The organism is Pseudomonas cichorii (genome assembly GCF_019719005.1).
Taxonomy (GTDB): Bacteria; Pseudomonadota; Gammaproteobacteria; order Pseudomonadales; family Pseudomonadaceae; genus Aquipseudomonas; species Aquipseudomonas cichorii_E.
The window spans coordinates 45,423-68,721 of record NZ_JAIGPJ010000008.1; the positions used below are offsets into that span (position 1 = coordinate 45,423).

21 protein-coding genes are annotated in these 23,299 nt (G+C 57.3%); 4 read left to right on the plus strand and 17 right to left on the minus strand.

The annotated features are described in order from the left end of the window. Positions 1-51: 51 nt before the first annotated feature. From K5D32_RS08620 to K5D32_RS08640, 5 genes are all read right to left on the minus strand, one after another. Entirely contained in the window at positions 52-498 is a 447-nt protein-coding gene (locus K5D32_RS08620) for a cupin domain-containing protein (protein WP_260407318.1), read from the minus strand. Between the two features lie 592 nt (positions 499-1,090). Continuing rightward, a complete protein-coding gene (locus K5D32_RS08625; protein WP_025261555.1) occupies positions 1,091-1,513 on the minus strand; it encodes a group 1 truncated hemoglobin in 423 nt (140 codons plus the stop codon). After that, a complete protein-coding gene (locus K5D32_RS08630; RefSeq protein ID WP_221592551.1) occupies positions 1,513-2,376 on the minus strand; it encodes a DUF3034 family protein in 864 nt (287 codons plus the stop codon). The genes K5D32_RS08625 and K5D32_RS08630 overlap by 1 nt, the downstream gene beginning before the upstream one ends. A 3-nt stretch (positions 2,377-2,379) precedes the next feature. Continuing rightward, positions 2,380-4,734 carry an EAL domain-containing protein gene (locus K5D32_RS08635; RefSeq protein WP_221592550.1) on the minus strand — a complete coding sequence of 785 codons (2,355 nt, stop codon included), beginning with the start codon at positions 4,732-4,734 and terminating at the stop codon, positions 2,380-2,382. Next, positions 4,734-5,405 (minus strand): methylamine utilization protein, encoded by a 672-nt coding sequence (locus K5D32_RS08640; RefSeq protein WP_221592549.1) that lies wholly within the window; start codon positions 5,403-5,405, stop codon positions 4,734-4,736. The genes K5D32_RS08635 and K5D32_RS08640 overlap by 1 nt, the downstream gene beginning before the upstream one ends. A gap of 259 nt (positions 5,406-5,664) precedes the next feature. On the opposite strand from K5D32_RS08640, the gene lon reads away from it, so the two are divergent. Then, on the plus strand, positions 5,665-8,082 hold the full coding sequence (gene lon, locus K5D32_RS08645) for an endopeptidase La (RefSeq protein ID WP_221599882.1): 2,418 nt from the start codon (positions 5,665-5,667) through the stop codon (positions 8,080-8,082). Positions 8,083-8,131: 49 nt separating this feature from the next. Here lon and K5D32_RS08650 read toward each other — a convergent pair whose 3' ends face one another. The 6 genes from K5D32_RS08650 to K5D32_RS08675 form a co-directional block, all read right to left on the minus strand. Then, complete coding sequence (locus K5D32_RS08650; RefSeq protein ID WP_221599977.1) at positions 8,132-10,126, minus strand: nucleoside-diphosphate sugar epimerase/dehydratase; 1,995 nt, start codon at positions 10,124-10,126, stop codon at positions 8,132-8,134. Positions 10,127-10,279: 153 nt separating this feature from the next. Continuing rightward, the gene (locus K5D32_RS08655) at positions 10,280-11,248 is read right to left on the minus strand and encodes an SDR family oxidoreductase (RefSeq protein WP_221599884.1); all 969 of its coding nucleotides are present in this window, start codon (positions 11,246-11,248) and stop codon (positions 10,280-10,282) included. After that, the gene (locus K5D32_RS08660; RefSeq protein WP_221599886.1) at positions 11,245-12,501 is read right to left on the minus strand and encodes a glycosyltransferase family 4 protein; all 1,257 of its coding nucleotides are present in this window, start codon (positions 12,499-12,501) and stop codon (positions 11,245-11,247) included. The genes K5D32_RS08655 and K5D32_RS08660 overlap by 4 nt, the downstream gene beginning before the upstream one ends. Before the next feature lie 14 nt (positions 12,502-12,515). After that, positions 12,516-13,646: a non-hydrolyzing UDP-N-acetylglucosamine 2-epimerase gene (gene wecB / locus K5D32_RS08665; RefSeq protein ID WP_025261563.1), complete on the minus strand. Its 1,131-nt coding sequence runs from the start codon at positions 13,644-13,646 to the stop codon at positions 12,516-12,518. Positions 13,647-13,669: 23 nt separating this feature from the next. Beyond that, complete coding sequence (wbjC, locus tag K5D32_RS08670) at positions 13,670-14,788, minus strand: UDP-2-acetamido-2,6-beta-L-arabino-hexul-4-ose reductase (RefSeq protein ID WP_025261564.1); 1,119 nt, start codon at positions 14,786-14,788, stop codon at positions 13,670-13,672. Between the two features lie 2 nt (positions 14,789-14,790). Continuing rightward, positions 14,791-15,825: a polysaccharide biosynthesis protein gene (locus tag K5D32_RS08675; protein ID WP_025261565.1), complete on the minus strand. Its 1,035-nt coding sequence runs from the start codon at positions 15,823-15,825 to the stop codon at positions 14,791-14,793. Positions 15,826-16,572: 747 nt separating this feature from the next. Between K5D32_RS08675 and K5D32_RS08680 the strand changes: the two genes are divergently transcribed. The 3 genes from K5D32_RS08680 to cmoB all read left to right on the plus strand — a co-directional run bounded on the left by K5D32_RS08680 (position 16,573) and on the right by cmoB (position 18,765). Then, positions 16,573-16,965, plus strand: a complete 393-nt coding sequence (locus K5D32_RS08680) for a protease inhibitor I42 family protein (protein WP_221576124.1) — start codon at positions 16,573-16,575, stop codon at positions 16,963-16,965. A 100-nt stretch (positions 16,966-17,065) separates the two neighbouring features. Continuing rightward, entirely contained in the window at positions 17,066-17,809 is a 744-nt protein-coding gene (cmoA, locus tag K5D32_RS08685) for a carboxy-S-adenosyl-L-methionine synthase CmoA (RefSeq protein WP_221599888.1), read from the plus strand. Continuing rightward, a complete protein-coding gene (cmoB, locus tag K5D32_RS08690; protein ID WP_221599890.1) occupies positions 17,806-18,765 on the plus strand; it encodes a tRNA 5-methoxyuridine(34)/uridine 5-oxyacetic acid(34) synthase CmoB in 960 nt (319 codons plus the stop codon). The genes cmoA and cmoB overlap by 4 nt, the downstream gene beginning before the upstream one ends. 57 nt (positions 18,766-18,822) lie before the next feature. Here the strand turns inward: cmoB and pdxJ are convergent, their stop codons facing one another. The 6 genes from pdxJ to lepB form a co-directional block, all read right to left on the minus strand. Next, positions 18,823-19,563, minus strand: a complete 741-nt coding sequence (gene pdxJ / locus K5D32_RS08695) for a pyridoxine 5'-phosphate synthase (RefSeq protein ID WP_221576127.1) — start codon at positions 19,561-19,563, stop codon at positions 18,823-18,825. 50 nt (positions 19,564-19,613) lie between these two features. Next, positions 19,614-20,297: a DNA repair protein RecO gene (recO, locus tag K5D32_RS08700; protein WP_221576128.1), complete on the minus strand. Its 684-nt coding sequence runs from the start codon at positions 20,295-20,297 to the stop codon at positions 19,614-19,616. A 65-nt stretch (positions 20,298-20,362) separates the two neighbouring features. Further along, entirely contained in the window at positions 20,363-21,265 is a 903-nt protein-coding gene (gene era, locus K5D32_RS08705) for a GTPase Era (RefSeq protein ID WP_025261571.1), read from the minus strand. Beyond that, a complete protein-coding gene (gene rnc, locus K5D32_RS08710; RefSeq protein WP_025261572.1) occupies positions 21,258-21,947 on the minus strand; it encodes a ribonuclease III in 690 nt (229 codons plus the stop codon). Before rnc ends, era begins: the two co-directional genes overlap by 8 nt. After that, positions 21,944-22,321, minus strand: a complete 378-nt coding sequence (locus K5D32_RS08715) for a DUF4845 domain-containing protein (RefSeq protein ID WP_221576129.1) — start codon at positions 22,319-22,321, stop codon at positions 21,944-21,946. Before K5D32_RS08715 ends, rnc begins: the two co-directional genes overlap by 4 nt. A gap of 116 nt (positions 22,322-22,437) precedes the next feature. Then, the gene (gene lepB / locus K5D32_RS08720; RefSeq protein WP_221576130.1) at positions 22,438-23,292 is read right to left on the minus strand and encodes a signal peptidase I; all 855 of its coding nucleotides are present in this window, start codon (positions 23,290-23,292) and stop codon (positions 22,438-22,440) included. Positions 23,293-23,299 lie beyond the last annotated feature (7 nt).

Sequence of the window (23,299 nt, forward strand, 5' to 3'; positions counted from 1 at the left end):
AAGGCGGCTCCCCTGAGGGAGCCGCCTTTTTTGTCTGTACCGTCAAACCGGTCAGCAGCCCTTGGAGCCAGCCTTGGGCACGAATGCGGTTTTCACACCCGGCTTGAGGGTGATGTAGGCCCGACGCCATGGCTCGTCGCCGACCATCTGCCAGCGGTGGCCTTCGCCTGTGGTGTCTTGCGCAACCAGCACATCGCCCGGGTGCAGGACAAAGGTTTCGCCGCCGGTAGTGAAGAACTCGAGCGTGCCGCTCAGAGTGATCACGTATTGCTCTTCGGGAGCGGGATGCCAGTCGTAGGACGAATGAGGTGCCGTTTCCTTGAAGTGGATGATGTCCACGTTGGTACGAAACTTCTGATCGACTGTACCTTCCTGGATATGAGCACGGTTGTCAGTGCCTGTGCACAACTTGAATGCCCTTATCCCCTGCTGCGCAACCTCTGTGGTCGGTGTTGCCGCGTGGGCGGTACCCAGAGGCAGCATGACCACAGCCGCCATGGCGACCCCGGTGCCCAGTACGCGAATCAACTCAAGTTGACGGGCGATAACATTTTTCAACAGCACATTTTGTTTCTGCAGCATATAACTTCCCTGGGAATGAAAAACACACTGAAAACGGCCCTGGTTATCGGGATAGATGACCAAAGCAAAAAAGGTTTGAATAGACACTGCTGTTTTTGAAGACGCGCAGTTCCTCTTACACATGTACAACTGCGTATAGAACTCGATACAAAAACGTTATGCACATACGGGTAGCTGTTTATAACGCCATGGCCTGGGGACAGGAGATAGCCTGTCTTGAGCGCCTGAAGGAAATACCATATCCCTGAAAAATTTAGAAATATTTTTTGAGGCGTATTTCTTTATTTCAATTCCATGAGGCTTTGGCGCATCGATTTTATCCGGGCAATTGAACTCCATCAGCCGGTAAAAAGCACAAGTTAATATTTCTTCACAAAAGCAGAACCTCTGCTTTAACAGAAATAATCAAAAGACAAATAGACTTCGGAAGGGGGAACAGCGGTTTGACCCGTGTCACAATCAAGTCGGCAACGTGAGCGACTTGATTGTGAACAGGCCTGCAAGAAGATTACTTCTCGATCACTTCCCCACGCATCGGCGCCAGCCGGGCGATCAGGCGGTTTTGCACCGGCACCGGGATTTTCTCGGCATCCATGGACTTGATGAGGTTCTCCACCAGCGCATTGAAATCACTGCGGGTCAGGTTCTGCCCCTTGTGGGATTCAGCCATGCTGTCACCTTTGTATTCGCAGGGACCTCCGGCCTCGACACAGAGTTTTTCCACCAGCCTGTCGCGTAACAAGACAATATTGACCCTCTTGAAGCGCTCGACGATACGTTCATCCTGGGCAACGTTCATCAACATGCCCTCGACAATGCGCTGAATACCGGCGCGCTGCCCGAGGTCTTGATAAAGGCTGTCATCCTTGGGTGGCTGTTGGGCACAGCCCACCAGCAAGGCAATCATCAGACCCATCAACAGACGTTTCATCAGAAACTCCCCTGAATAGACAGATAAGTGCCGTTCTGGTTATCCAGCGTGGCGATTTCGCCCAGTCGTGCGTAGGCAAGGACAATCGACAAGTGTTTGTTGGGGAAATAGCCGACAAAGATATCAGCCCAGTCGCTTTCTCCGGCAAACGACAGGTTGTCCGGTTTCTCGCGATACTCAACCCCCATGGCCCAGCGTGGATTGAACAGCACAGCCACCGAACCTTCCTTGAGGACGCTGCGACTGTCGCGACGGTCGCCACCAAAGCCCAGCAAACCGGTTTCGTTGGCGCGGCTGTAACGCACGCCACCGTTGACCACCACGTTGTAACCAAAGGCCGCTCCCATGAACAGGCGGCTGGCGGTCAGATAGCCTTCAACGTCCGAATCACGCTTTGAGCCTATGAGGCTCGGAATCAGGAAGTCGTTCTGGTGTTTGTACTGAACCCCCAGAGAAACCTGAGGCAGGGAATCGTAGATCAGGTCGCCGAACAGGCGCACTTTAATACCGAAGACATCCTGGGTCAGGTTGTCTTCAGGCAGACTCAACTTGTGCTGCAAGGTGCCCAGATCGAAACGCTGGTGGGCATAGGACAACTCGACACGGTTACCGTAAGCCACCGCCATACCGGCCACATCCAGGGTGTAGTCGGGCAAGTCGATATGCGTGGCAAACGCGCTTGCGCCCCACTCACCCTGTTCGCCATAACCGGTAATCACCGCCCACGGCGTGATCCCGCCGCCCGCTGCACCTTCTATGCTGCTGGCGCCTCCCGTGGCGATCAAACGACCGTTATCAGCCATGGCAAGGGACGAGAAAGCCCCCAGAAAACAACCCAACAACAACGAAATTCTGTAGGTCATAGCTCAATTAACCATCAGGCTGGTGGGAGTCAGAGACGTGGCAATCCATGCCTCGAACGCGGGGGCGGTCAAAGGGCGACTGATGAGGTAGCCCTGAGCCGTATCGCAATGCCAACGCTCAAGCAAATCCAGGCTGTGCTGATACTCGACACCCTCAGCAACCACCTTGAGTCCCAGGTTGTGACTCATCTCGATAGTGGAACGCACGATCACAGCGTCCTCACTGGTTTCATCCAGGTTGCGAACAAAGGACTGGTCGATTTTCAACTCCTGTACCGGCAATCGTTTGAGGTGTGCCAATGAAGAGTAGCCGGTGCCGAAGTCGTCCACCGAAAGACTGATACCGCAATCGCGCAAACGGTTGAGCACGAGCAGGGCTTTTTCAGGCTCGCTCATCACGGCGCTTTCCGTGATCTCGAAAATCAGTTGCTCGGCCGGTACGCCATAAAGGTTGAGCAGCGTTACAACGTGTCCGACCAGATCGCCACTGAGCAGGTCATCGGCAGAAATATTGACCGACAGCTGGATGACCAGACCACGCTTGTTCCACTCGGCCAACTGACGCATGGCCTCTTCGATCACCCAGTTGGTCAGCAACTGGATACTGCCGGTACGCTCGGCCAGGACAATGAATTCGGCAGGCGACACATTGCCGAACTGCGGATGACTCCAGCGCAACAAGGCCTCGGCCTGACGCACATGACCTTTGCTGATATCCAGCTTGGGTTGGTAATGCAGCATCAGCTCGCCATTCTGCGCAGCCTTGCGCAAGTCGCGGATCAGGCTGATCTGGCGCTGGTGAGCCAGGTCGCGACCATCTTCATAGATCTGCATGCGGCCCGGCAGGCTTGCCGCATCTTTACGGGCAATTGCTGCACGGCTGAGCAGTTCTTTGGGGGCATCACCGTTTTCGGGATAGGTAGTGATACCGATACAGCACTCAAGGGAGACATCCTGGTTATCCACACGATGCGGTTCACTGAGGATACGCTGCAAGGTATCGCCCATGGCCACGGCGCCATCGCTGGTGGTGTGATCCAGCAACAACAGAAACTCATCGACCGCCAGGCGGGCCACGGTATCACCGGAGCCCAGGGCATCCTGCAGTTGCCTGCCCACCTGGCGCAACAATTGATCCACACCTTCGGCGCCACTGCTTTCGTTGATCGACGCCATGTTCTCGATGCCCAGGTACATCAACGCCACCGGGCGCTCCGCAGCAATCGCACTGCCCAGACGCTCCATGACCAGCGCCCGGTTAGGCAGACCGGTCACCGCATCATGCAAGGCGTTGTGCGCCAGTTGCCCTTCGCGTTCTGCAATCCCCTGCTGCATGGTGTTGATGGCGCCTGCGAGCATGCCCAGTTCGTCGCTGCGCTTCATCACCACCGGCGTTTCATAATCACCATCACCGATACGCTGGGCCGCCAGTGCCAGCTCGCGAACCGGAGTGGACACGCTGCGCGCCAGTGCCAGCGTACCTAACAAAGAGCCAAACAGTGCCGCCAGGGATATCCAGAAGATCTTTTCATCCAGAGGCGCAAAGGCCTGCAAGGCCTTGTCCAGCGGGCTTTGCAGCAAAGCGATCACTTGCCCGTCGCTGGCCTGGCCGGTGTTGGCCAGCATCAGTGACTGGCTGAGAAAGTTCTGATTCAACTGCTCGGTGACCCGCATCTGCCCCTCGGACAAGCTACGCATCAACTCGACCATACCGGGGCGCAACGCCTCAGGCTGGGTACTGATCAACTCGCCAGGCTGGCCGTTTTCCACGGTCAGGAACGACACTTCGAGTCCACTGAGGGAACGCAGCTCCTGAGCAATATCGTTATCGATGGCAAACCCCATCACGACACGTCCGATGGGCAAGGGAGCCAATACCGTACTTTCAACCAGCAAATGCGGTATGCCGCCGCCCGGGACGATCAGCACCGACTGTTTATTGCGTTTGGCATTACGCAATGCCTGGTCGTAGACGAACTTCGAGCCTTCCGGCACGTTGGATTCGGTACTGGAGATCACCGTACCGTCCATGCCCAGCAGAAACATGTCGCTGGCATTGATCCGGGCACCATGGTTCAACAGCACCGAGCGGATGGTCGATGAGTCCTCGCTGGCTACCGCGTCGCGGAAGCCGAAATCGGCAGAGAGTAATTGCACCGTATCGCGCAAGCGCTTGCCACGCAGCTCGATCAGGCGTTCAAAAACCCGGCTACCCACTTCCAGTTGCGCCTGAGCCTGAGTACGGACCGCATCGCCCGTCGCGATCTTGACGGCAAAAAACACCGCGCAGACCACGATAAGCAACAAAGCGATCAATACGCAGGCAATGCGCGCCTGAAAGCTGTTACGAAGATTCATCAATGAGCAGCCTTGTGGAAAGCTTCGCCAAACGCTCCCGGAGCAGGCCTGGCAGGTTTATCTTCAGCTTTGACCTCGACATCAAGGTTGAAGCGCTGGGTCAGGCCCGACGCTGGAATATCGAACTCGCCCCCCGAAACCGGCTGCATGTCTTCAGCCTGGGGATGCCAGAGCGTTGCCACGTAATGGCCGGCAGGTAATTGATCAAGCTTGAGGGTGCCATTGCTGTCGGTCACACCGAACCATGGTTCGTCAGTGACATAGATGTAGCCGACCATCCAGTCATGGATGTTGCAGCCAAGCACCACCACACCCGCCTTGTCGAACAGCAACGGCTCGGAAGGCGTGCCTTCATAGAGCCGCAGTTCAAAGCGTTTTGCGGGGGAGAAGGAATAGACCTGGTGACGAATGTTGTCACTGTTGGGGAATTTGACTTGCGCGCCGGTGTGCACAGCCAGCACGTGCGGCGAAAACTCCTGGTCGCGCTGGTCCATTTCAGCCTTGCCACCGCTGACAGCACCTGCGGCAGGCCCCTTGAGTGTCAGGACCGCATCGGCAAGCGGTTTGCCTTGTTTGTCGAATACCTGGGCAGTCAATGCCGCAGCCGATGCATGTGCAGCGGACAACGCCAATAATCCAGTCAGGACAACTGAAGAAAATACTCTGGTCATACTCGATTCAATCCAAAACGGCAGTACTGATAACAAGAACGCCAGCCTTGGCATGGTTTTGCATGCAGATGAACTGTCGACCCATTAAGAGCACGCAACATCAGGCATTTGCCATCAAGCAATCAAACCTTACAAAACACAGGGCAATGCCCTGCATATCATTGACTGATTGCCTCCTACTCACGCTATCGACCGCCCCCATTGAAACCTGAGGGCACTTGCCCCATCTAAGCATCATGTTCAATTTCGCAGGTGCCCTATGAGTGACCAGCAGAAAGACTCGCAAGATTTGCCTGATGACACAGCCGAACACACGATTCATCTGAACTCCGACAGCACGTCCCTCGCTCTTCCAGGCCAGAACCTGCCGGACAAGGTCTACATCATCCCGATCCACAATCGTCCCTTCTTTCCGGCACAGGTTCTGCCGGTGATCGTCAATGAAGAGCCGTGGGCCGAAACCCTGGAGCTGGTCAGCAAGTCCGAACATCACTCGCTTGCGCTGTTTTTCATGGACACTCCCCAGGAGGATCCTCGCCACTTCAATACCAAGGCGCTTCCCGAGTATGGCACTTTGGTCAAGGTTCACCATGCCAGCCGCGAAAATGGTCGATTGCAGTTCGTGGCCCAGGGTTTGAGCCGCGTTCGTATCCGTACCTGGCTCAAGCACCATCGCCCGCCTTATCTGGTAGAAATCGAATATCCGCAGCAGCCCAACGAGCCCACCGACGAGGTCAAGGCCTACGGCATGGCCCTGATCAACGCGATCAAGGAACTGCTGCCGCTCAACCCGCTTTACAGCGAAGAGCTGAAGAATTACCTCAATCGCTTCAGCCCCAACGATCCCTCGCCCCTCACTGACTTCGCCGCCGCCCTGACATCGGCCACCGGCGTCGAACTCCAGGAAGTGCTCGATTGCGTCCCCATGCTCAAGCGCATGGAGAAAGTCCTGCCGATGCTGCGCAAGGAAGTCGAAGTCGCGCGCCTGCAAAAAGAGATCTCCGCCGAGGTCAATCGCAAGATCGGCGAACATCAGCGCCAGTTCTTCCTGAAAGAACAGCTCAAGGTCATCCAGCAGGAACTGGGGCTGAGCAAGGACGATCGCAGCGCCGATATCGAACAGTTCGAGCAGCGCCTCGAAGGCAAGACCCTGCCGCCCCAGGCCCGCAAGAAAATCGATGAGGAAATCGGCAAGCTCAAGGTCCTGGAAACCGGCTCCCCCGAATACGCCGTGACCCGCAACTATCTGGACTGGGCCAGCTCTTTGCCCTGGGGCGTCTACGGCGAAGACAAACTGGACCTCAAGCACGCCCGCAAGGTGCTCGACCAGCACCATGCCGGGCTCGACGACATCAAGGCACGCATTCTCGAATTCCTCGCCGTGGGAGCCTATAAAGGCGAAATCAGCGGCTCGATTGTCCTCCTGGTCGGCCCGCCGGGCGTGGGCAAGACCAGCGTCGGACGTTCGATTGCCGAATCCCTTGGCCGTCCTTTCTATCGCCTGAGCGTAGGCGGCATGCGCGACGAGGCCGAAATCAAGGGCCACCGTCGCACCTACATCGGCGCCCAACCGGGCAAGCTGGTGCAGGCACTCAAGGACGTGGAAGTGATGAACCCGGTCATCATGCTCGATGAAATCGACAAGATGGGCCAGAGCTACCAGGGCGACCCGGCTTCCGCGCTGCTGGAAACCCTGGATCCGGAACAGAACGTCGAATTCCTCGACCACTACCTGGACCTGCGCCTGGACCTGTCCAAGGTGCTGTTCGTCTGCACCGCCAATACACTGGACTCGATTCCAGGCCCGCTGCTGGACCGGATGGAAGTGATCCGTCTGTCCGGCTATATCACCGAAGAAAAACTCGCCATTGCCAAACGCCACCTGTGGCCCAAGCAACTGGACAAGGCCGGTGTCACCAAGAACAAACTGTCGATCAGCGACAGCGCCCTGCGCGCAGTCATCGACGGCTATGCCCGCGAAGCCGGTGTGAGGCAACTGGAGAAGCAACTGGGCAAGCTGGTGCGCAAGGCGGTGGTCAAGCTGCTGGACGAACCCGACTCGGTCATCAAGATCGGCAACAAGGATCTGGAGGCTTCACTGGGCATGCCGGTGTTCCGCAGCGAACAGGTCTTGTCCGGCACAGGCGTCATTACAGGCCTGGCCTGGACCAGCATGGGCGGCGCCACTCTGCCTATCGAAGCGACACGCATCCACACCCTGAACCGCGGCTTCAAGCTGACCGGGCAACTGGGTGATGTGATGAAAGAGTCTGCAGAAATAGCCTACAGCTACGTCAGTTCCAACCTGAAAAGCTTCGGCGGCGATGCGAAGTTCTTCGACGAGGCCTTTGTCCATCTCCACGTTCCGGAAGGCGCAACGCCCAAGGACGGCCCGAGTGCCGGCGTGACCATGGCCAGTGCCCTGCTGTCTCTGGCACGCAATCAGCCACCGAAGAAAGGCGTGGCCATGACCGGCGAGCTGACCCTGACAGGGCATGTCCTGCCGATTGGTGGCGTGCGTGAGAAGGTCATTGCGGCACGGCGCCAGAAGATCAACGAACTGATCCTGCCGGAACCCAATCGCGGAAACTTCGAGGAGCTACCCGATTACCTGAAGGAAGGACTGACCGTTCACTTCGCCAAGCGCTTTGCGGATGTGGCGAAAGTGTTGTTCTGAGGTTTGCCTTCGTGAAGGGTTTGCCCCCCTTCACGAAGCTCAATCCGCGCTATTGATTGGCGCGCTGTTCAATATGCTTCCAGTCGACAATCTCGCCCTCTGGGGTATAACCGGCGACCAGTTCGCCAAGCATTTGCCTGACGCGGGGATAGTCGTCCGAGGACACCGCATCCAGCAGCAACGCCAGCTTGTCCTTGAGAACCTCCCACGGCAGGAAGTCTTCGTCAGCGCTCATGATCATGGGGTGACGGGTTGGCACCACGTTATCGCCGATCAACAGCTCCTCGTAGAGTTTTTCCCCAGGACGCAGGCCAGTGAACTCGATGGCGATATCGCCATGGGGATTGCGTTCGGAACGCATGCTCAGACCTGACAGATTGATCATGCGCTCGGCCAGTTCGACGATCTTGACCGGTGCGCCCATATCGAGCACGAAGACATCGCCGCCCTGCCCCATGGAACCCGCCTGAATCACCAGTTGAGCCGCCTCGGGGATGGTCATGAAGTAACGGGTGATATTCGGGTGTGTCACCGTCAGCGGGCCACCGCTCTTGATCTGCTTGTGGAACAGCGGAATCACCGAGCCGGAAGACCCCAGCACATTGCCGAAGCGCACCATCGTAAAGCGTGTCTTGTTGACGTGAGCAACCTTGTTGCTGCCACTGAACAGGACCGGCGCAACCTCGCGACTGAGAGCCTGCAGGATCATTTCCGCAAGTCGCTTGGTACTGCCCATGACGTTGGTGGGACGAACCGCCTTGTCAGTGGAGATCAATACGAAATTGGCCACGCCAACCTGAACCGCAGCCTGGGCGGTGTGCAAGGTTCCCATGACATTGTTCAGCACACCTTCGGCACTGTTGTGTTCGACGATAGGCACATGCTTGTAGGCTGCAGCGTGATAGACCGTCTCGACCTTCCAGGTCCGCATCAGATCGACCATCTTCTCGAAGTAGCGCACTGACCCGAGAATGGGCAGGACTTCAACCTCCAGTGCCTCTTGCTGAACCTGCTTTTCCAGCTCACCGAAAATGCTGTAGAGGTTGAACTCGCTGTGCTCGACCAGCAGCAGCCGGGAGGGCTTGAGCATCAGGATCTGACGGCACAGCTCGGAGCCGATCGAACCGCCTGCGCCGGTTACCATCACGACCTTGCCGGTAATGCAGTGTTCCAGCAGATCATCCTGAGCCGACACCGAATCGCGACCCAGCAAGTCGGCGATGCCCACTTCCTGGATGTCATCGACCTTGACCCTGCCGCTGGCCAGATCCATGAAGCCGGGAACGCTGCGCACATGCAGCGGATAGCCTTCCAGGTACTCGAGGATCTCGCGACGACGCGCACGGGTCGCTGACGGAATGGCCAGCAGAATCTCCTGAGCACCGGTGGCATCGATCATTTGCTGAATATGCCGGGGTTTGTAAACCACCAGCCCGGCGATGGTGCGTTTGGTCACGCTGCTGTCGTCATCGATGAAAGCCACAGGACGCATCATGCGCCCCAGACGCAAGGCTGCGACCAGTTGATTGCCCGCTGCGCCAGCACCGTAGATGGCGACTTTGGGCAATCCGTTATCCCGTGACGTAAAAGGCACATGCTGGGAAGCCATGAACCAGTCACCCAGAAAGTACTGGCGCATGATCAGGCGCAAGCCGCCGATCATGATCAGGCTCAACCACCAGTAATTGAAAATGACCGAACGAGGGACCACCACTTCATGGTCGCCATACCAATACACCACAAGCGATACCAGCAAGGCCGACAGGCTGACGGCCTTGCTGATGGTGATCAGCGCATCGTTGCCGAAAAAGCGCATGACGGCGCGGTACATGCCAAAGCGGATGAAGATGGGGATGGTCAACACCGGCGCTGCGGCGAACAACCAGAGGTGATCGAAGAGGGAGGAGAAGGTCGCGTCAAACCCCAGCCGCACGACAAAAGCGAGCAGCAAGGCGCCCCAGACCAGCACAATGTCGGCGCCGACCTGCACGATTCGCTTGTTCTTGCGCGAAAGACCCAGCATTCGCGAGCGTAATTTCATCATCATCCCTCTACCTCCACCTGACTCCATGTCGCAATGTGCGGACTTCATGGTGTGCGGCGTCGTTGAAAACCATTTATCGCAATTTGGCTACAAGGCGCTTTGCCTGCTACCGCACTGAATTTGAATACCACTCCCCGAAAAACCGGTGCGGGGCTATTTGCCTTGATGTTCCTGATAGTGACGGGCGACCGCCGACAAGGCCTGATCCACGCTTGCCACAGGCTTCCAGCCCAGTAACGAGCGTGTTTTCTCGATATCGACCTGCAAGAAGCCGCAAAGACGCTGGGACAACGCACGCTTGCCCAACGATCTGGCGGCCAGCACGAGCAAGGCAGACGGTATGGGCAGCAGACGCGCCGACTTGCCCAGAGCACTGGCCATGCGCTTGAGTAGCATGGTCGTCGACAGGTCCTCGCCATCGCTGACCAGGAATGTCTGGTTGGCAGCGGCCGGATGCGATGTGCAGGTAACGATCAGATCGACCAGATTGTCGAGGGCGACCAGGCTGCGTCGATTGTCGATGGCTCCGAAAGGCAGCGGAACGCCTTTGTCCAGCCAGCGCATCATCGACAGGAAGTTGGCCTTCACTCCAGGCCCGTAGACCAGCACCGGGCGAATGATCACCACCTCCAGCCCCGTCTGCTCGGTCAGAGCCCGCAACCCCTGCTCGGCTTCCATCTTGGAGATCCCGTACGGATCGATCGGAGCAGGCGTATCGTCAGCCCGGTAAGGCTGGCCGGGCAAGGTGCCCTCACCATTGACCTTGATGGAGCTGATGAAGACAAAACGGCGTACACCGGCTTCTGCCGCCTGACGCGCAAGATTCAATGTCCCTTCGACATTGACCTTGCGAAATGCTGCCAGCGGATCGGCTTCGGTGTCGTTCATGACATGCACGCGGGCTGCAGCATGGATCACCACCTGCACGTCCCGGAGACTGTCCTGCCACTGCGTCTGTCCATCCAGGCTGGAAACCTGGCAAAGCGTGGCACGCGGATCGACCTGTGCCGAAGAGTCGCGCACGGCGGCAGTCACTTTATCGCCTCGCGTGAGCAGACTGGCGAGCAGTGCCTTACCGACAAAACCGGTTGCACCTGTCAGTAACACAGAAGAGGAACTCATGACTGACTCACTTTGCGAAGGGTAGCTTGACGGAAAAGGGTTTCCAGACGCATCAGAAGGTTGCCCTTGGCGTAGTGCTGCTCGTAATAGTTGCGCCCTGCCCGGCCCATGCTTTCGCGCTGGGTCTGGCCGGAATCTGCAAGTGCGCGGGTAATCGCTGCCAGCCCCTGGGCATCACCGGAATCACAGGCAAAACCGGCACCGGACTCGTTGATCACACGTGCAGCTTCACCATTGATCATTCCCAGTATGGGTCTTCCTGACGCCAGGTATGCCTGAACCTTCCCCGGAATGGTCTTTTCAAACACATCATTGGTTTTCAGCGACACCAGCAAGGCATCGGCCTGGGCAAACAGCCCTGGCATGGCTTCCAGTGGATGACGTCCCAGAAGGTGCACATTGTCCAGTTGTCTGGTCGCAATCTGCTCGGCCATCCACTCGCTCATGCGGCCATCTCCGACAATGACCCAGCGCACGGCATTACTGGCCCGTAGCGACTCGGCAGCATCCAGTACGGCAGGGAAATCCTGAGCCTCGCCCAGATTGCCGGCAAAGACGACCGTGAATACATTCGGGTCCGGCTTGATCAAATCACACAATGGCGGCGATGAAGATGAAAAATCGTCTTCGGCCCAGCTTGGAAAGTAAACCAGGCGATCATCGGTAATCGGTCGGGTGCAGTAGCGCCTGACATTGTCCAGAAAACCATGGGATTGCAGCAACAGATAATCGGTGCGGTTGTAGATCCACGAAACGACCTTGCCAACCAACCCCAGCAGCAAAGGCTGCTTGAGCACACCGACTGCACGCAGGGTTTCGGGCCACAGATCCAGCACCCATACAAACACCGGCGCACGCTTCAACCGCCCGATCACCAGCGCCGGAATGGCGGCCATGACAGGCGAGACGGCATACACGAAGATCGTATCGAACTTGCGCCCACGCAGCTTGAAAGCACCCAGCGTCGAAGCGCTGATGAAGAACGACAGGTAGTTGAGCACCAGAGTCAGACTGCGCTTGCCCCGCGGGACAAGCGGCACCCTGATGACGTCGGCACCGCAATACTGACTGAATCCTTCAGGCTTCTCGCGGTAGCTTTCGAATACCTTGCCTTCCGGGTAATTCGGCAACCCCGTCAAGACAGTGACTTCATGCCCCTTTGCCGAAAGATCGCGGACCAGATCATTGATCCGCATGTTCTCCGGCCAAAAATACTGCGTTACGACAAGAACTTTTAACGCTTTTTCAGCCATTTCTACCACTCGGATCAGTAACGCTTCCAGACAACGCGGTTCACGTAGTCGGTGTAACTGTGCAGGATACGCACGACCTTGTCCGAGACGTTGGGCATGCTGTAATCGCCCACCAGGCGCAGACTGCGTTCGTCACCACGAGACTGACTGTCGAGAATATTCAAGCCCTGCAGTACGCGCTCGGTTTCCAGCCCGACCATCATGGCCGCAGCTTCTTCCATGCCTTCAGGACGCTCATGAGCTTCACGCAGGTTCAGTGCAGGGAAGTTCAGGATGGAAGCTTCTTCGTTGATCGTGCCGCTGTCGGACAGTACGGCTTTCGATTCGAGCTGGAGCTTGTTGTAATCCTTGAAGCCCAGTGGCTTGAGCAGGCGCACATTGGCATGGAAAGTCACACCCATAGCGTCAACCCGCTTCTGGGTACGCGGGTGGGTGGAGACAATCACCGGCAGGTCGAACTGCTCGGCCACGGTATTGAGCACGTCCACCAGCTTGAGGAAGTTCTTGTCCGAGTCGACGTTCTCTTCACGGTGCGCACTGACGACGAAGAACTTGCCAGGCTCAAGCCCCAGACGGGTAAGAACGTCCGAATTGTCGATACCTTCACGGTAATGACCCAGCACTTCGAACATCGGGCTACCGGTCTTGATCACGCGATCCGCCGGCAGACCTTCGCGCAACAGGTAATCCCGGGCGATGGTGCTGTAAGTAAGGTTGATGTCGGCCGTATGGTCGACGATGCGACGGTTGATTTCTTCCGGCACCCGCATATCGAAGCAACGGTTGCCCGCTTCCATGTGGAATGTCGGGATCTTGCGACGCTTGGCTGGCAACACGGCCATGCAGCTGTTGGTATCACCCAGCACCAGCAGAGCTTCAGGCTGGATTTCAGCCAGCACGCGATCGACAGCGATGATCACGTTACCGATGGTTTCTGCACCACTGGCACCGGCGGCATTCAGGAAGTGGTCCGGCTTGCGGATGCCCAGGTCCTGAAAGAAGATTTCGTTCAGTTCGTAATCGTAGTTCTGGCCCGTGTGGACCAGAATGTGATCGCAATGCTCGTCCAGTGCAGCCATGACCCGCGACAGACGAATGATCTCCGGCCGCGTACCCACGACAGTTACAATTTTCAGCTTTTTCATTTCAATATCCTGTCAACAGCGGCTCAGGCTTCAGTACCGACGGGGCGCGCATAAGTGTCCGGGTGTTCCCGATCAAAGATTTCATTGGCCCAGAGCATGACGATCATCTCGTCCTCACCGACATTGGTGATGTCGTGGGTCCAGCCGGGTACGGTTTCAACGATCTGCGGCTGCTCACCGGTAGTGAACAACTCATAGAACTCGCCGGAAACAATATGGCGGAAGCGGAAACAGGCCTTGCCCTTGATGACCAGAAATTTCTCGGTCTTGGAGTGGTGGTAGTGACCACCACGGGTAATGCCCGGATGCGCCGTGAAATAGGAAAACTGCCCGGAGTCCCGGGTCTTGAGCATTTCAACGAACACGCCACGCGGATCACCATGCTTGGGCACTTCATAAGTGAAGCGGTCCGGTGGCAGGTAGCTCAGGTAAGTCGAGTACAAGGCTCGCACCAGACCCGTGCCGACCGGCTCGGTGATCATCGTCTGGCGACTGTCGCGGAACACATGCAGCTGCTCGGCCAGTTCACCCACAGAGATCGCATATTGCGGCTCGACATTCACAAAAGGCGTACCCGCCAGCTTGCCATCCATGACGGCCAGGAAATGCCTAACCACGTCATCGATGTAGACCAGACTGATACGCGCCTGTGGATCGTTGATGCTGATCGGCAAGCCGCGGGAGACGTTGTGGCAGAACGTTGCGACAGCCGAGTTATAGTTCGGCCGCGCCCATTTGCCGAAAACGTTCGGCAGGCGAAACAGGTGAACCGGCACACCATGGCTGGCATTCAGAGCCAGGAGTGCGTCTTCGGCACCGCGCTTGCTGCTGCCATAGGCATTGTCCAGCTCGGCCTGACTCGAAGAGGTGTACAGAATCGGCACCTGACGACCACTGCTCACGATCGCATCGCACAAGGCACGAGTCAGGTCGGTATTGCCGGTCTGGAACTCCTGCGGATCCTGCGGACGATTGACGCCCGCCAGATGAAAGATGAAATCCACCTGTGCAACCAGCGCTGGCAGGCTGTCCAGAGAGTCGTCACGGGTAAAGCGCAGAACCTGCACGTCGGCCCGTTCCCCGAGATGGGAAACAAGATTCTGGCCAACGAAACCATTGGCGCCCGTAATCAGAACCTTCATCTTCACTCCTCCGGCGTAGCGTGCTCGCCACGCTGGATGGCGCGCATGAAGTCCAGTTTGAGCAACAGACGCTGCATGCCTTCGACATCCAGGCGCTCGGTATTGTGCGAGTTGTAGTCTTCGGTGCGAGAAATCTTGGTTTCGCCCTGCTCGACGAACTTGGCGTAGTTGAGGTCGCGCAAATCTGGCGGAATGCGGAAATAGTCACCCTTGTCTTCGGCGCAGGCCATTTCTTCGCGGCTCAGCAATGCTTCATACAGTTTTTCGCCATGGCGAGTACCGATCACCTGAATCGGGTGATCCGGCTTGCCAACCAGTGCAGTCAGCGCCTTGGCCAGGACTTCGACGGTCGCCGCCGGAGCCTTCTGTACGAACAGATCACCGTTGTTGCCGTGCTCGAACGCATAGAGCACCAGGTCGACAGCGTCGCCCAGGGTCATCATGAAGCGGGTCATGTTCGGGTCAGTCAGGGTCAGCTCTTTACCGGCACGAATCTGGTCGATGAACAGAGGAATCACAGATCCGCGCGAAGCCATGACGTTGCCATAGCGGGTACCGCAGATGACGGTCTTGTTGTCGTCGACATTGCGCGACTTGGCGACCATGACCTTTTCCATCATCGCCTTGGAAATACCCATGGCATTGATTGGATAGACGGCCTTGTCGGTGCTGAGGCAGACAACGCGACGAACTTCGTTCTGGATAGCCGCTTCCAGCAGGTTTTCGGTACCGATGACGTTGGTCTTGACCGCTTCCATCGGGTGGAATTCGCAGGACGGAACCTGTTTCAGGGCTGCGGCGTGGAAAATGTAATCGACACCGCGCGTGGCATTGAGCACGCTCTGGTAATCACGCACATCGCCAATATAGAACTTCAGCTTGCTATTGGCATAGCGCTTGCGCATGTCGTCCTGTTTCTTCTCGTCCCGACTGAAAATACGGATTTCCGCAATATCACTGTCGAGGAAGCGCTTGAGGACAGCGTTGCCAAAAGAACCGGTACCGCCAGAGATGAGAAGTTTTTTTCCGCTAAACATAATAATTCCTGAAAATGAGGCAGGCTGTCCTGGGATTAACGAGACTTCAAGGTCGAAAAAACCAATTTGTCTTACTGCTGAGCGCCGGGATAACTGATCGATAAAGCCCGACCAACGCCCTGAAAACAAAAAAGCCGCCCGCAGCAACGCCTGCTACGTCCACGCTGCGACCATCCTGTGCATATTGTCCAACGAACCGCCTTCGAGAGTCATGAACAAAATCCAATGCTCACAACCACTCGCAACTGACTGGCTGCTGCTTGCCGGGCAGTCGCTGTTTGTGGCCGATTAAACCGCAAATAGCCTGCCGTACAAAAAACCTTGGCGATTGTGCCACTTCCTTATCGAAATGCCACCTCATTCTAGGTTTTACATAGCGCACAAGCCCCTTCTTTTGCCAAACAACAACAAAAGCGAATCGCTATCACTCCATATCGACTGAAAAAAGCGGGGCACTGGACTTGAAATCTCCAGCCACCCGCACTGGAGGCTACGAAACAATCAGGATTGCGACTGCGTACAATCCATTCGTGATTCCATTAATTTTTATTGGAAGCTCAAATACTTGATAAAGAGCAGAAACAGAATCCACAACACCCCATCAACACTGTAGGATTTTTCCCAAACCAACAAAAATCCCCCACATTGTCGGGTATAACGCCTGCCCGAAAGGCAGCACAGTTCTTCATCGTGCCCACACGTCAATGCGTTATGCTCCAGCATCGTCACGCAAAACCGGAACTTGCCATGACCCATGCCCGCCTCCTCGCCCCCTTGAGCCTTGCCCTGCTGACCGCCTGCGCGCAAACCCCGAAAAGCATCGTTTCAGTGGAAGCCCAGAGCGACTGCCCGCTGACGCTCAAGAGCGGACAAACCCTGATCCTCACGCTGCCCAGCAACCCCACCACCGGCTTTCGCTGGCAGATCCAGAATCCGGCACAAAGCGTGCTGCGCAGCCTGGGACCCGAGGTTTATAAAAACTCGCAAAGCACGGAAATGGTGGGCAGTGGCGGACAATCGGTATGGCGCTACAAAGCGACCGATGCAGGCACAGGGCAACTGGTGATGATCTACCAGCAACCCTGGACACCGCAAGCAGCTCCCGAACAGACTTTCGAGTGTGCAATCACCGTGAACTGAGGCGTTTTACGCGCTCTGTCAGACAGCACGCTCTGCCTCATGCATCCCGGCGACAACTTGGCTAGAATGCCCGCCTTTCAAAGCCTTCGCCGGAACCGCCGTGAGCAAAGAACCCGACCGCATTTTCGCCCAGCCATTGGCTCAGGTGCCTGACTTCGCCTTCAACGAGGATGTCGTGCGGGTCTTTCCTGACATGATCAAGCGCTCGGTGCCCGGCTACCCGACGATTGTCGAGAATCTGGGCGTGCTCGCAGCACAGTTCGCCAGACCCGATACGGTGCTGTATGACCTGGGCAGCTCCCTTGGCGCCGTGACTCAAGCCCTGCGTCGGCATGTGCGCAGTGAAGGCTGCAAGGTCATCGCCGTGGACAACTCGGCAGCGATGGTCGAGCGCTGCCGTGAATACCTCAATGCGCAGAACTCGATGTTCCAGGAATTACTGCCGGTCGAGGTCATTGAGGGAGATATTCTGGCGTTGCAGTTCCAGCCCGCTTCGGTGGTCGCGCTGAACTTCACCCTGCAATTCATTGCCCCGGAACAGCGACTCGCGCTGCTGACCCGCATTCGTCAGGCACTGGTGCCGGGCGGAGCCTTGATCCTCTCGGAAAAGCTGCGCTTCAACGACGAGCAGGAACATGAACTGCTGACCGACCTGCATATCGCCTTCAAACGCGCCAACGGCTACAGCGATCTGGAAATAGCCCAGAAGCGCAGCGCCATCGAAAACGTCATGAAACCCGACAGCCTCGAAGAACACCGCCAACGTCTGTTGACCGCCGGCTTTTCAAAGGTCGTCCCCTGGTTCCAATGCCTTAACTTTGCCTCGTTGATTGCCCTGCCATGATTGATCTCGCTCCACTTGTCCGCCGCCTTGCAGGCACGCCACTCGCTGAATGGGCCAACGGCCTGCAAGCACAACTCGATACCAAGATGGCCAAGGGGCACGGCGACCTGCAACGCTGGCAAAGCGCGCTGGATGCCTTGCCTCCACTCACAGCCGAACGTGTCGAGCTAGCCGACAGCTTTACCCTGGAGGTCGAGTGCGACGGTGAAACCCGCACCCGACTGCGCAAGGCACTGATGGGCCTGTCGCCCTGGCGCAAGGGGCCGTTCGATGTGTTCGGCGTGCATGTCGATACCGAATGGCGCTCGGACTGGAAATGGTCACGGGTCTCGCCGCACCTGGACCTAAAGGGCAAACGCATTCTGGATGTGGGCTGCGGCAACGGTTATTACCAGTGGCGCATGCTGGGTGCAGGTGCCGAGAGCGTGATTGGTGTCGATCCAAACTGGCTGTTCTTCTGCCAGTTCCAGGCCATGCAGCGCTACCTGCCGGACCTGCCCGCCTGGCATTTGCCCTTTGCTCTGGAAGACTTGCCGGCCAACCTTGAAGGCTTCGATACCGTGTTCTCCATGGGCGTGCTGTATCACCGCAAATCACCCATAGACCATTTGCTGGCCCTGAAGGACTGCCTGGTCAAGGGCGGTGAACTGGTCATGGAAACACTGGTGGTGCCGGGTGATGCGCAGCAAGTGCTCGTCCCGGAAGATCGCTATGCGCAAATGCGCAATGTGTGGTTCCTGCCGTCAGTACCCGCACTGGAACTGTGGCTGCGTCGCGCCGGATTCGTCGATGTCCGTTGCGTGGATGTCAGCACCACCACCGTGCAGGAACAGCGCAGCACTGAATGGATGCGCTATCAGTCGCTGGGCGACTTCCTCGACCCCGAGGACCACAGCCGCACCGTGGAAGGCCTGCCAGCACCGATGCGTGCTGTGATTGTCGGGCGCAAGCCTTGAGTCTTCGCGGATAAATCCGCTCCCGCAAGGAGAGAATTCATCCGCGCAGGACGGTCATTATTTCGCTGCTGCCACAATCAAGGCCTTCATTTCTGCCACGGCAGCCTTGAAGCCGACGAACAAGGCATGCGCCACCAGCGCATGACCTATGTTCAGCTCATTGATGCCTTTGATCGCTGCCACAGCCTCGACGTTGTGGTAATGCAGGCCATGACCGGCATTGACGATCAGCCCCTGAGCCACCCCGAACGCTACACCATCGGCAATGCGCTTGAGTTCTTCTGCGACTTCAGCTGGCGTCTGCGCATCGGCATAGCGGCCAGTATGCAGTTCGATGGCCGGAGCACCGACGCGCCTGGAAGCGGCGATCTGCTGTTCGTCGGCATCGATGAACAGCGAGACTTCGCAACCGATCTTCGCCAGCCGCTCGACCGCTGCCTTGATCCGCTCTTCCTGACCGGCCACATCCAGACCGCCTTCGGTCGTCAGCTCCTGGCGGGTTTCAGGAACCAGACATACATGGGCCGGACGAATGCGCTCGGCAAAGGCGAGCATTTCTTCGGTCACGCCCATCTCGAAATTCATGCGGGTCTGCAACACGTCCTTGAGCAGCAAGACATCGCGTTCCTGGATATGCCGACGGTCTTCGCGCAAATGCACGGTGATACCATCCGCGCCCGCCTCTTCGGCATCCAGCGCGGCTTTCACCGGATCCGGATAACGTGTACCGCGAGCCTGACGCAAGGTGGCAACGTGGTCGATGTTAACGCCAAGAAGGATGCGAGTGCTTTGGGTCACGGGTGTCTCCTGAAATTTGATCGAAGCAGGCCGCAGAGCATAAAGCCTGTTCACGGCTTGCGAAACAGTTCACGGCTGACTAATGGACGTCCGCCCAGATGCACGGCCAGTGCCTGACGCATCAGGCGCTTGGCGGCAGACAGCGCACCCGGAGCGCTCCAGTCGGCCTCGGCCATGGCCAGCAACTCAACGCCTTGAAAAAGTCCGGGCTGCAGCAGATAGACCCGCTCAAGCCCTGCATCCACTTGCAGGCGATACAGACCATCGGCAGCAAGCGGGTCGCCATTGATATCCACGTCCAGCGCGAAGCCATAGCCCAGATCGTCCAGAAGTCGCCACTCGAATGAACGCAACAGCGGTTCCAGAGGACGACCTTGCGCCAAGGCTGTCAGGGTCGCGGCATAGTGGTCGAAAACGGCGGGATGAGGATCTTCCGATGGCAACAGGCGAATCAGCAGTTCGTTGAGGTACATCCCACTGAACAAGGCCTCGCCGGACAACCAGATGGCTACGCCGGCACCTTCCATGCGCCCGACATTCTTGAGTTCGCCACGCCCGCGAAACTCGGCCTCAAGAGGTACGAAAGGACGCGCCAGCGTACCCGCCTTGCCACGGGCATTACGCAACACGGCACGCAAGCGACCTTGCGGGGTGAGAAAGTCGACCAGAGCGCTGTTTTCGCGATAGGCCCGGCTGTGAAGCACATAAGCAGGTTGGCCGGTTGGCGTGCTCATCGGGGTGGCTCGCAAGAAAGGAGGTTCACCCGGTCACAAAGATTCATGACCGGGTGACAGGGCACTTACAGGTCGCCGTAGCCCAACGAACGCAAGGCGCGCTCATCATCGGACCAGCCGCCTTTGACCTTGACCCAAAGGTTGAGCATGACCTTGGAATCGAACAGCAGCTCCATGTCGCGACGGGCATCGCTGCCGATGCGCTTGATCCGCTCACCCTTGTCGCCAATGATGATTTTCTTCTGGCCGTCACGTTCCACAAGAATCAGGGCATGGATATGCAAGGTACGTCCCTGCTGCTTGAACTCTTCGATTTCGACGGTGATCTGGTACGGAAGCTCGGCACCCAGCTGGCGCATGATTTTCTCGCGAACCAGCTCGGCAGCCAGGAAGCGACTGCTGCGGTCGGTGATCTGGTCTTCCGGGAAGAAGTGATCGTTTTCCGGCAGATGGGAAGCGATCAGGCCTTCCAGAGCATCGAGGTTGTGCCCGTGCTGTGCAGAAATCGGCACGATGGACGCATTGGGCAACTGCCCCTGCAGCCATTCCAGATGCGGCATCAGATCGCCCTTGTCCTCGATGCGATCGGTCTTGTTGATCGCCAGAATGACAGGGCCTTGCACGTACTGGACGCGCTCGAGCACCATCTGGTCTTCGTCGGTCCAGCGGGTGCGGTCAACCACGAAAATCACTACGTCCACGTCCTTCAACGCAGCCGAAGCGGTCTTGTTCATGTAGCGGTTGAGGGCTTTTTCGCTGTTCTTGTGCATGCCGGGGGTATCGACATAGATCGCCTGCACGGCGCCTTCAGTCTTGATACCCAGCATGTTGTGACGAGTGGTCTGCGGCTTGCGCGAGGTGATCGCCAGCTTCTGGCCAAGAATGTGGTTGAGCAGCGTGGACTTGCCTACGTTGGGGCGGCCGACGATGGCAACATAGCCACAGCGAGTTGCAGTTGTATCAGTCATGACCGTTCTCCACGCCCAGGGCAATGAGTGCTGCGGCCGCGGCTACCTGTTCGGCAATGCGACGGCTGACACCCTGACCTCGACTCTTTTCATTCAGTAAGGTGATCTCGCATTCGACGAAAAATGTCCGGCAATGCGGTTCGCCCTGGATATCCACCACTTCGTAGCGTGGCAGTTCACAGGCGCGGGACTGGAGGAATTCCTGCAGTCGAGTTTTCGGGTCCTTGTTGGTATCGACCAGGGTCAGGCTGTCGAACTCGTTGGTCAGCCAGGCCAGGACACGCTCACGCGCAACCTCCATACCCGAATCGAGATAGATGGCACCGATCAATGCTTCGAGGGCATCGGCCAGAATCGACTCGCGACGGAAACCGCCACTCTTCAGTTCGCCGGAACCCAGACGCAGATATTCGCCCAGATCGAAACCACGGGCCAGCAATGCCAGGGTTTCCCCTTTCACCAGACGTGCGCGCAAACGCGACAACTGGCCTTCGCGGGCCTGGGGAAAGCGCTCGAACAAGGCTTCACCGGCTACGAAGTTGAGGATCGCATCACCGAGAAACTCCAGACGCTCATTGTTGCGACCAGCAAAACTGCGGTGAGTCAGGGCCAGGATCATCAGTTCCTGATCCTTGAAGGTGTAGCCGAGCTGACGCTCCAGGCGGCTCAAGGATACGCTCACGGTTTACCCACGCTGAATTGCTGATCGAACTTCATCACCAGATCGATATTCTGGATCAACGGCTCACGCTGTTCATAGTTCAAATGGGCGCTGAACTTGCCGTTCTGCACCGCCACTTTTAAAGCCTTGTTCAAATCCACATCCCGAATATTGTTGACCTGCATGTTTTTACCGACATAACTGTAAAAATCGTCGACCGTGGTGATCTCCAGGGCCTGATTGCTCTCGACCGACTCGATGATCTTCTTCATCGACATGTAATCAAGATAGTGCGGGATCAGCTTGAAAGCCGTGCTCGTCACAAATGCGACAAACGCCAGCGCAATCAGCCACCCAACGAACGACAAACCTTTCTGAGAAGCGGAAAACGTCATGTTTCGACCTCGACCCCAAGGATAGCCCGTTCACGTAACCGACATGACTTGTCGATCAGAAACGTTTCGGACCAGCCCAAATGAGATACGGCGCTGTTCTAGCAGCGCCGCATTGATTACTTGATCAGCCCTACCCGTGAAAAGTTAGGGAAGTGACTGAGTTTGGGCTCCGGCCAGCTCATCCAGACAGCAAACGCCTTGCCGACGATGTTCTTGTCAGGAACCATGCCCAGCTCGTTCTTGGGAATGTTCGGATCGTCCCAGTAACGGCTGTCATTGGAGTTGTCGCGGTTGTCGCCCATCATGAAGTAATGCTCGGCCGGCACAGTCCACTCGCTGTCAGGCGGCGCACGGTAGCGGCTCATTTCCTGACGGATCTGGTGCTCGACATCGCCCAGCAGCTCTTCATAGAGCTCGGCACTGCCCAGAGTACCCGGCTCGCTGCCGATCAGCTTCTTGGCAACCAGCTCACCATTGACGAACAGACGCTTGTCGCTGGTGTAGCGGATATGGTCGCCCGGCAGGCCCACGACACGCTTGATGTAGTTGACGCTCGGGTCGCTCGGGTAGCGAAACACCATGACGTCGCCACGCTTCGGATCGCCGATCTGGATCACCTTCTGATCCAGCACCGGCAGGCGGATGCCGTAGGAGAACTTGTTCACCAGGATGAAATCACCCACCTCCAGTGTCGGTTTCATGGAGCCCGAAGGAATCTGGAAGGGTTCGACCAGAAACGAACGGAGCACCAGCACGAGAAACAGCACCGGGAAGAACGATTTGCCGTATTCGACCAGCAAAGGCTCTTTGTTCAATTGCTCAACAACCGCGATGTCCGGCTGACTGACACTGCCCTGATAAGTCGAAATGGCCGCCCGGCGACGAGGCGCCAGGAAAACCAGATCGATCAGTGCGAGCACGCCACAGACAAAGACTGCGATGACCAACAACAGCGGGAAATTTAGTGACATAGGACCT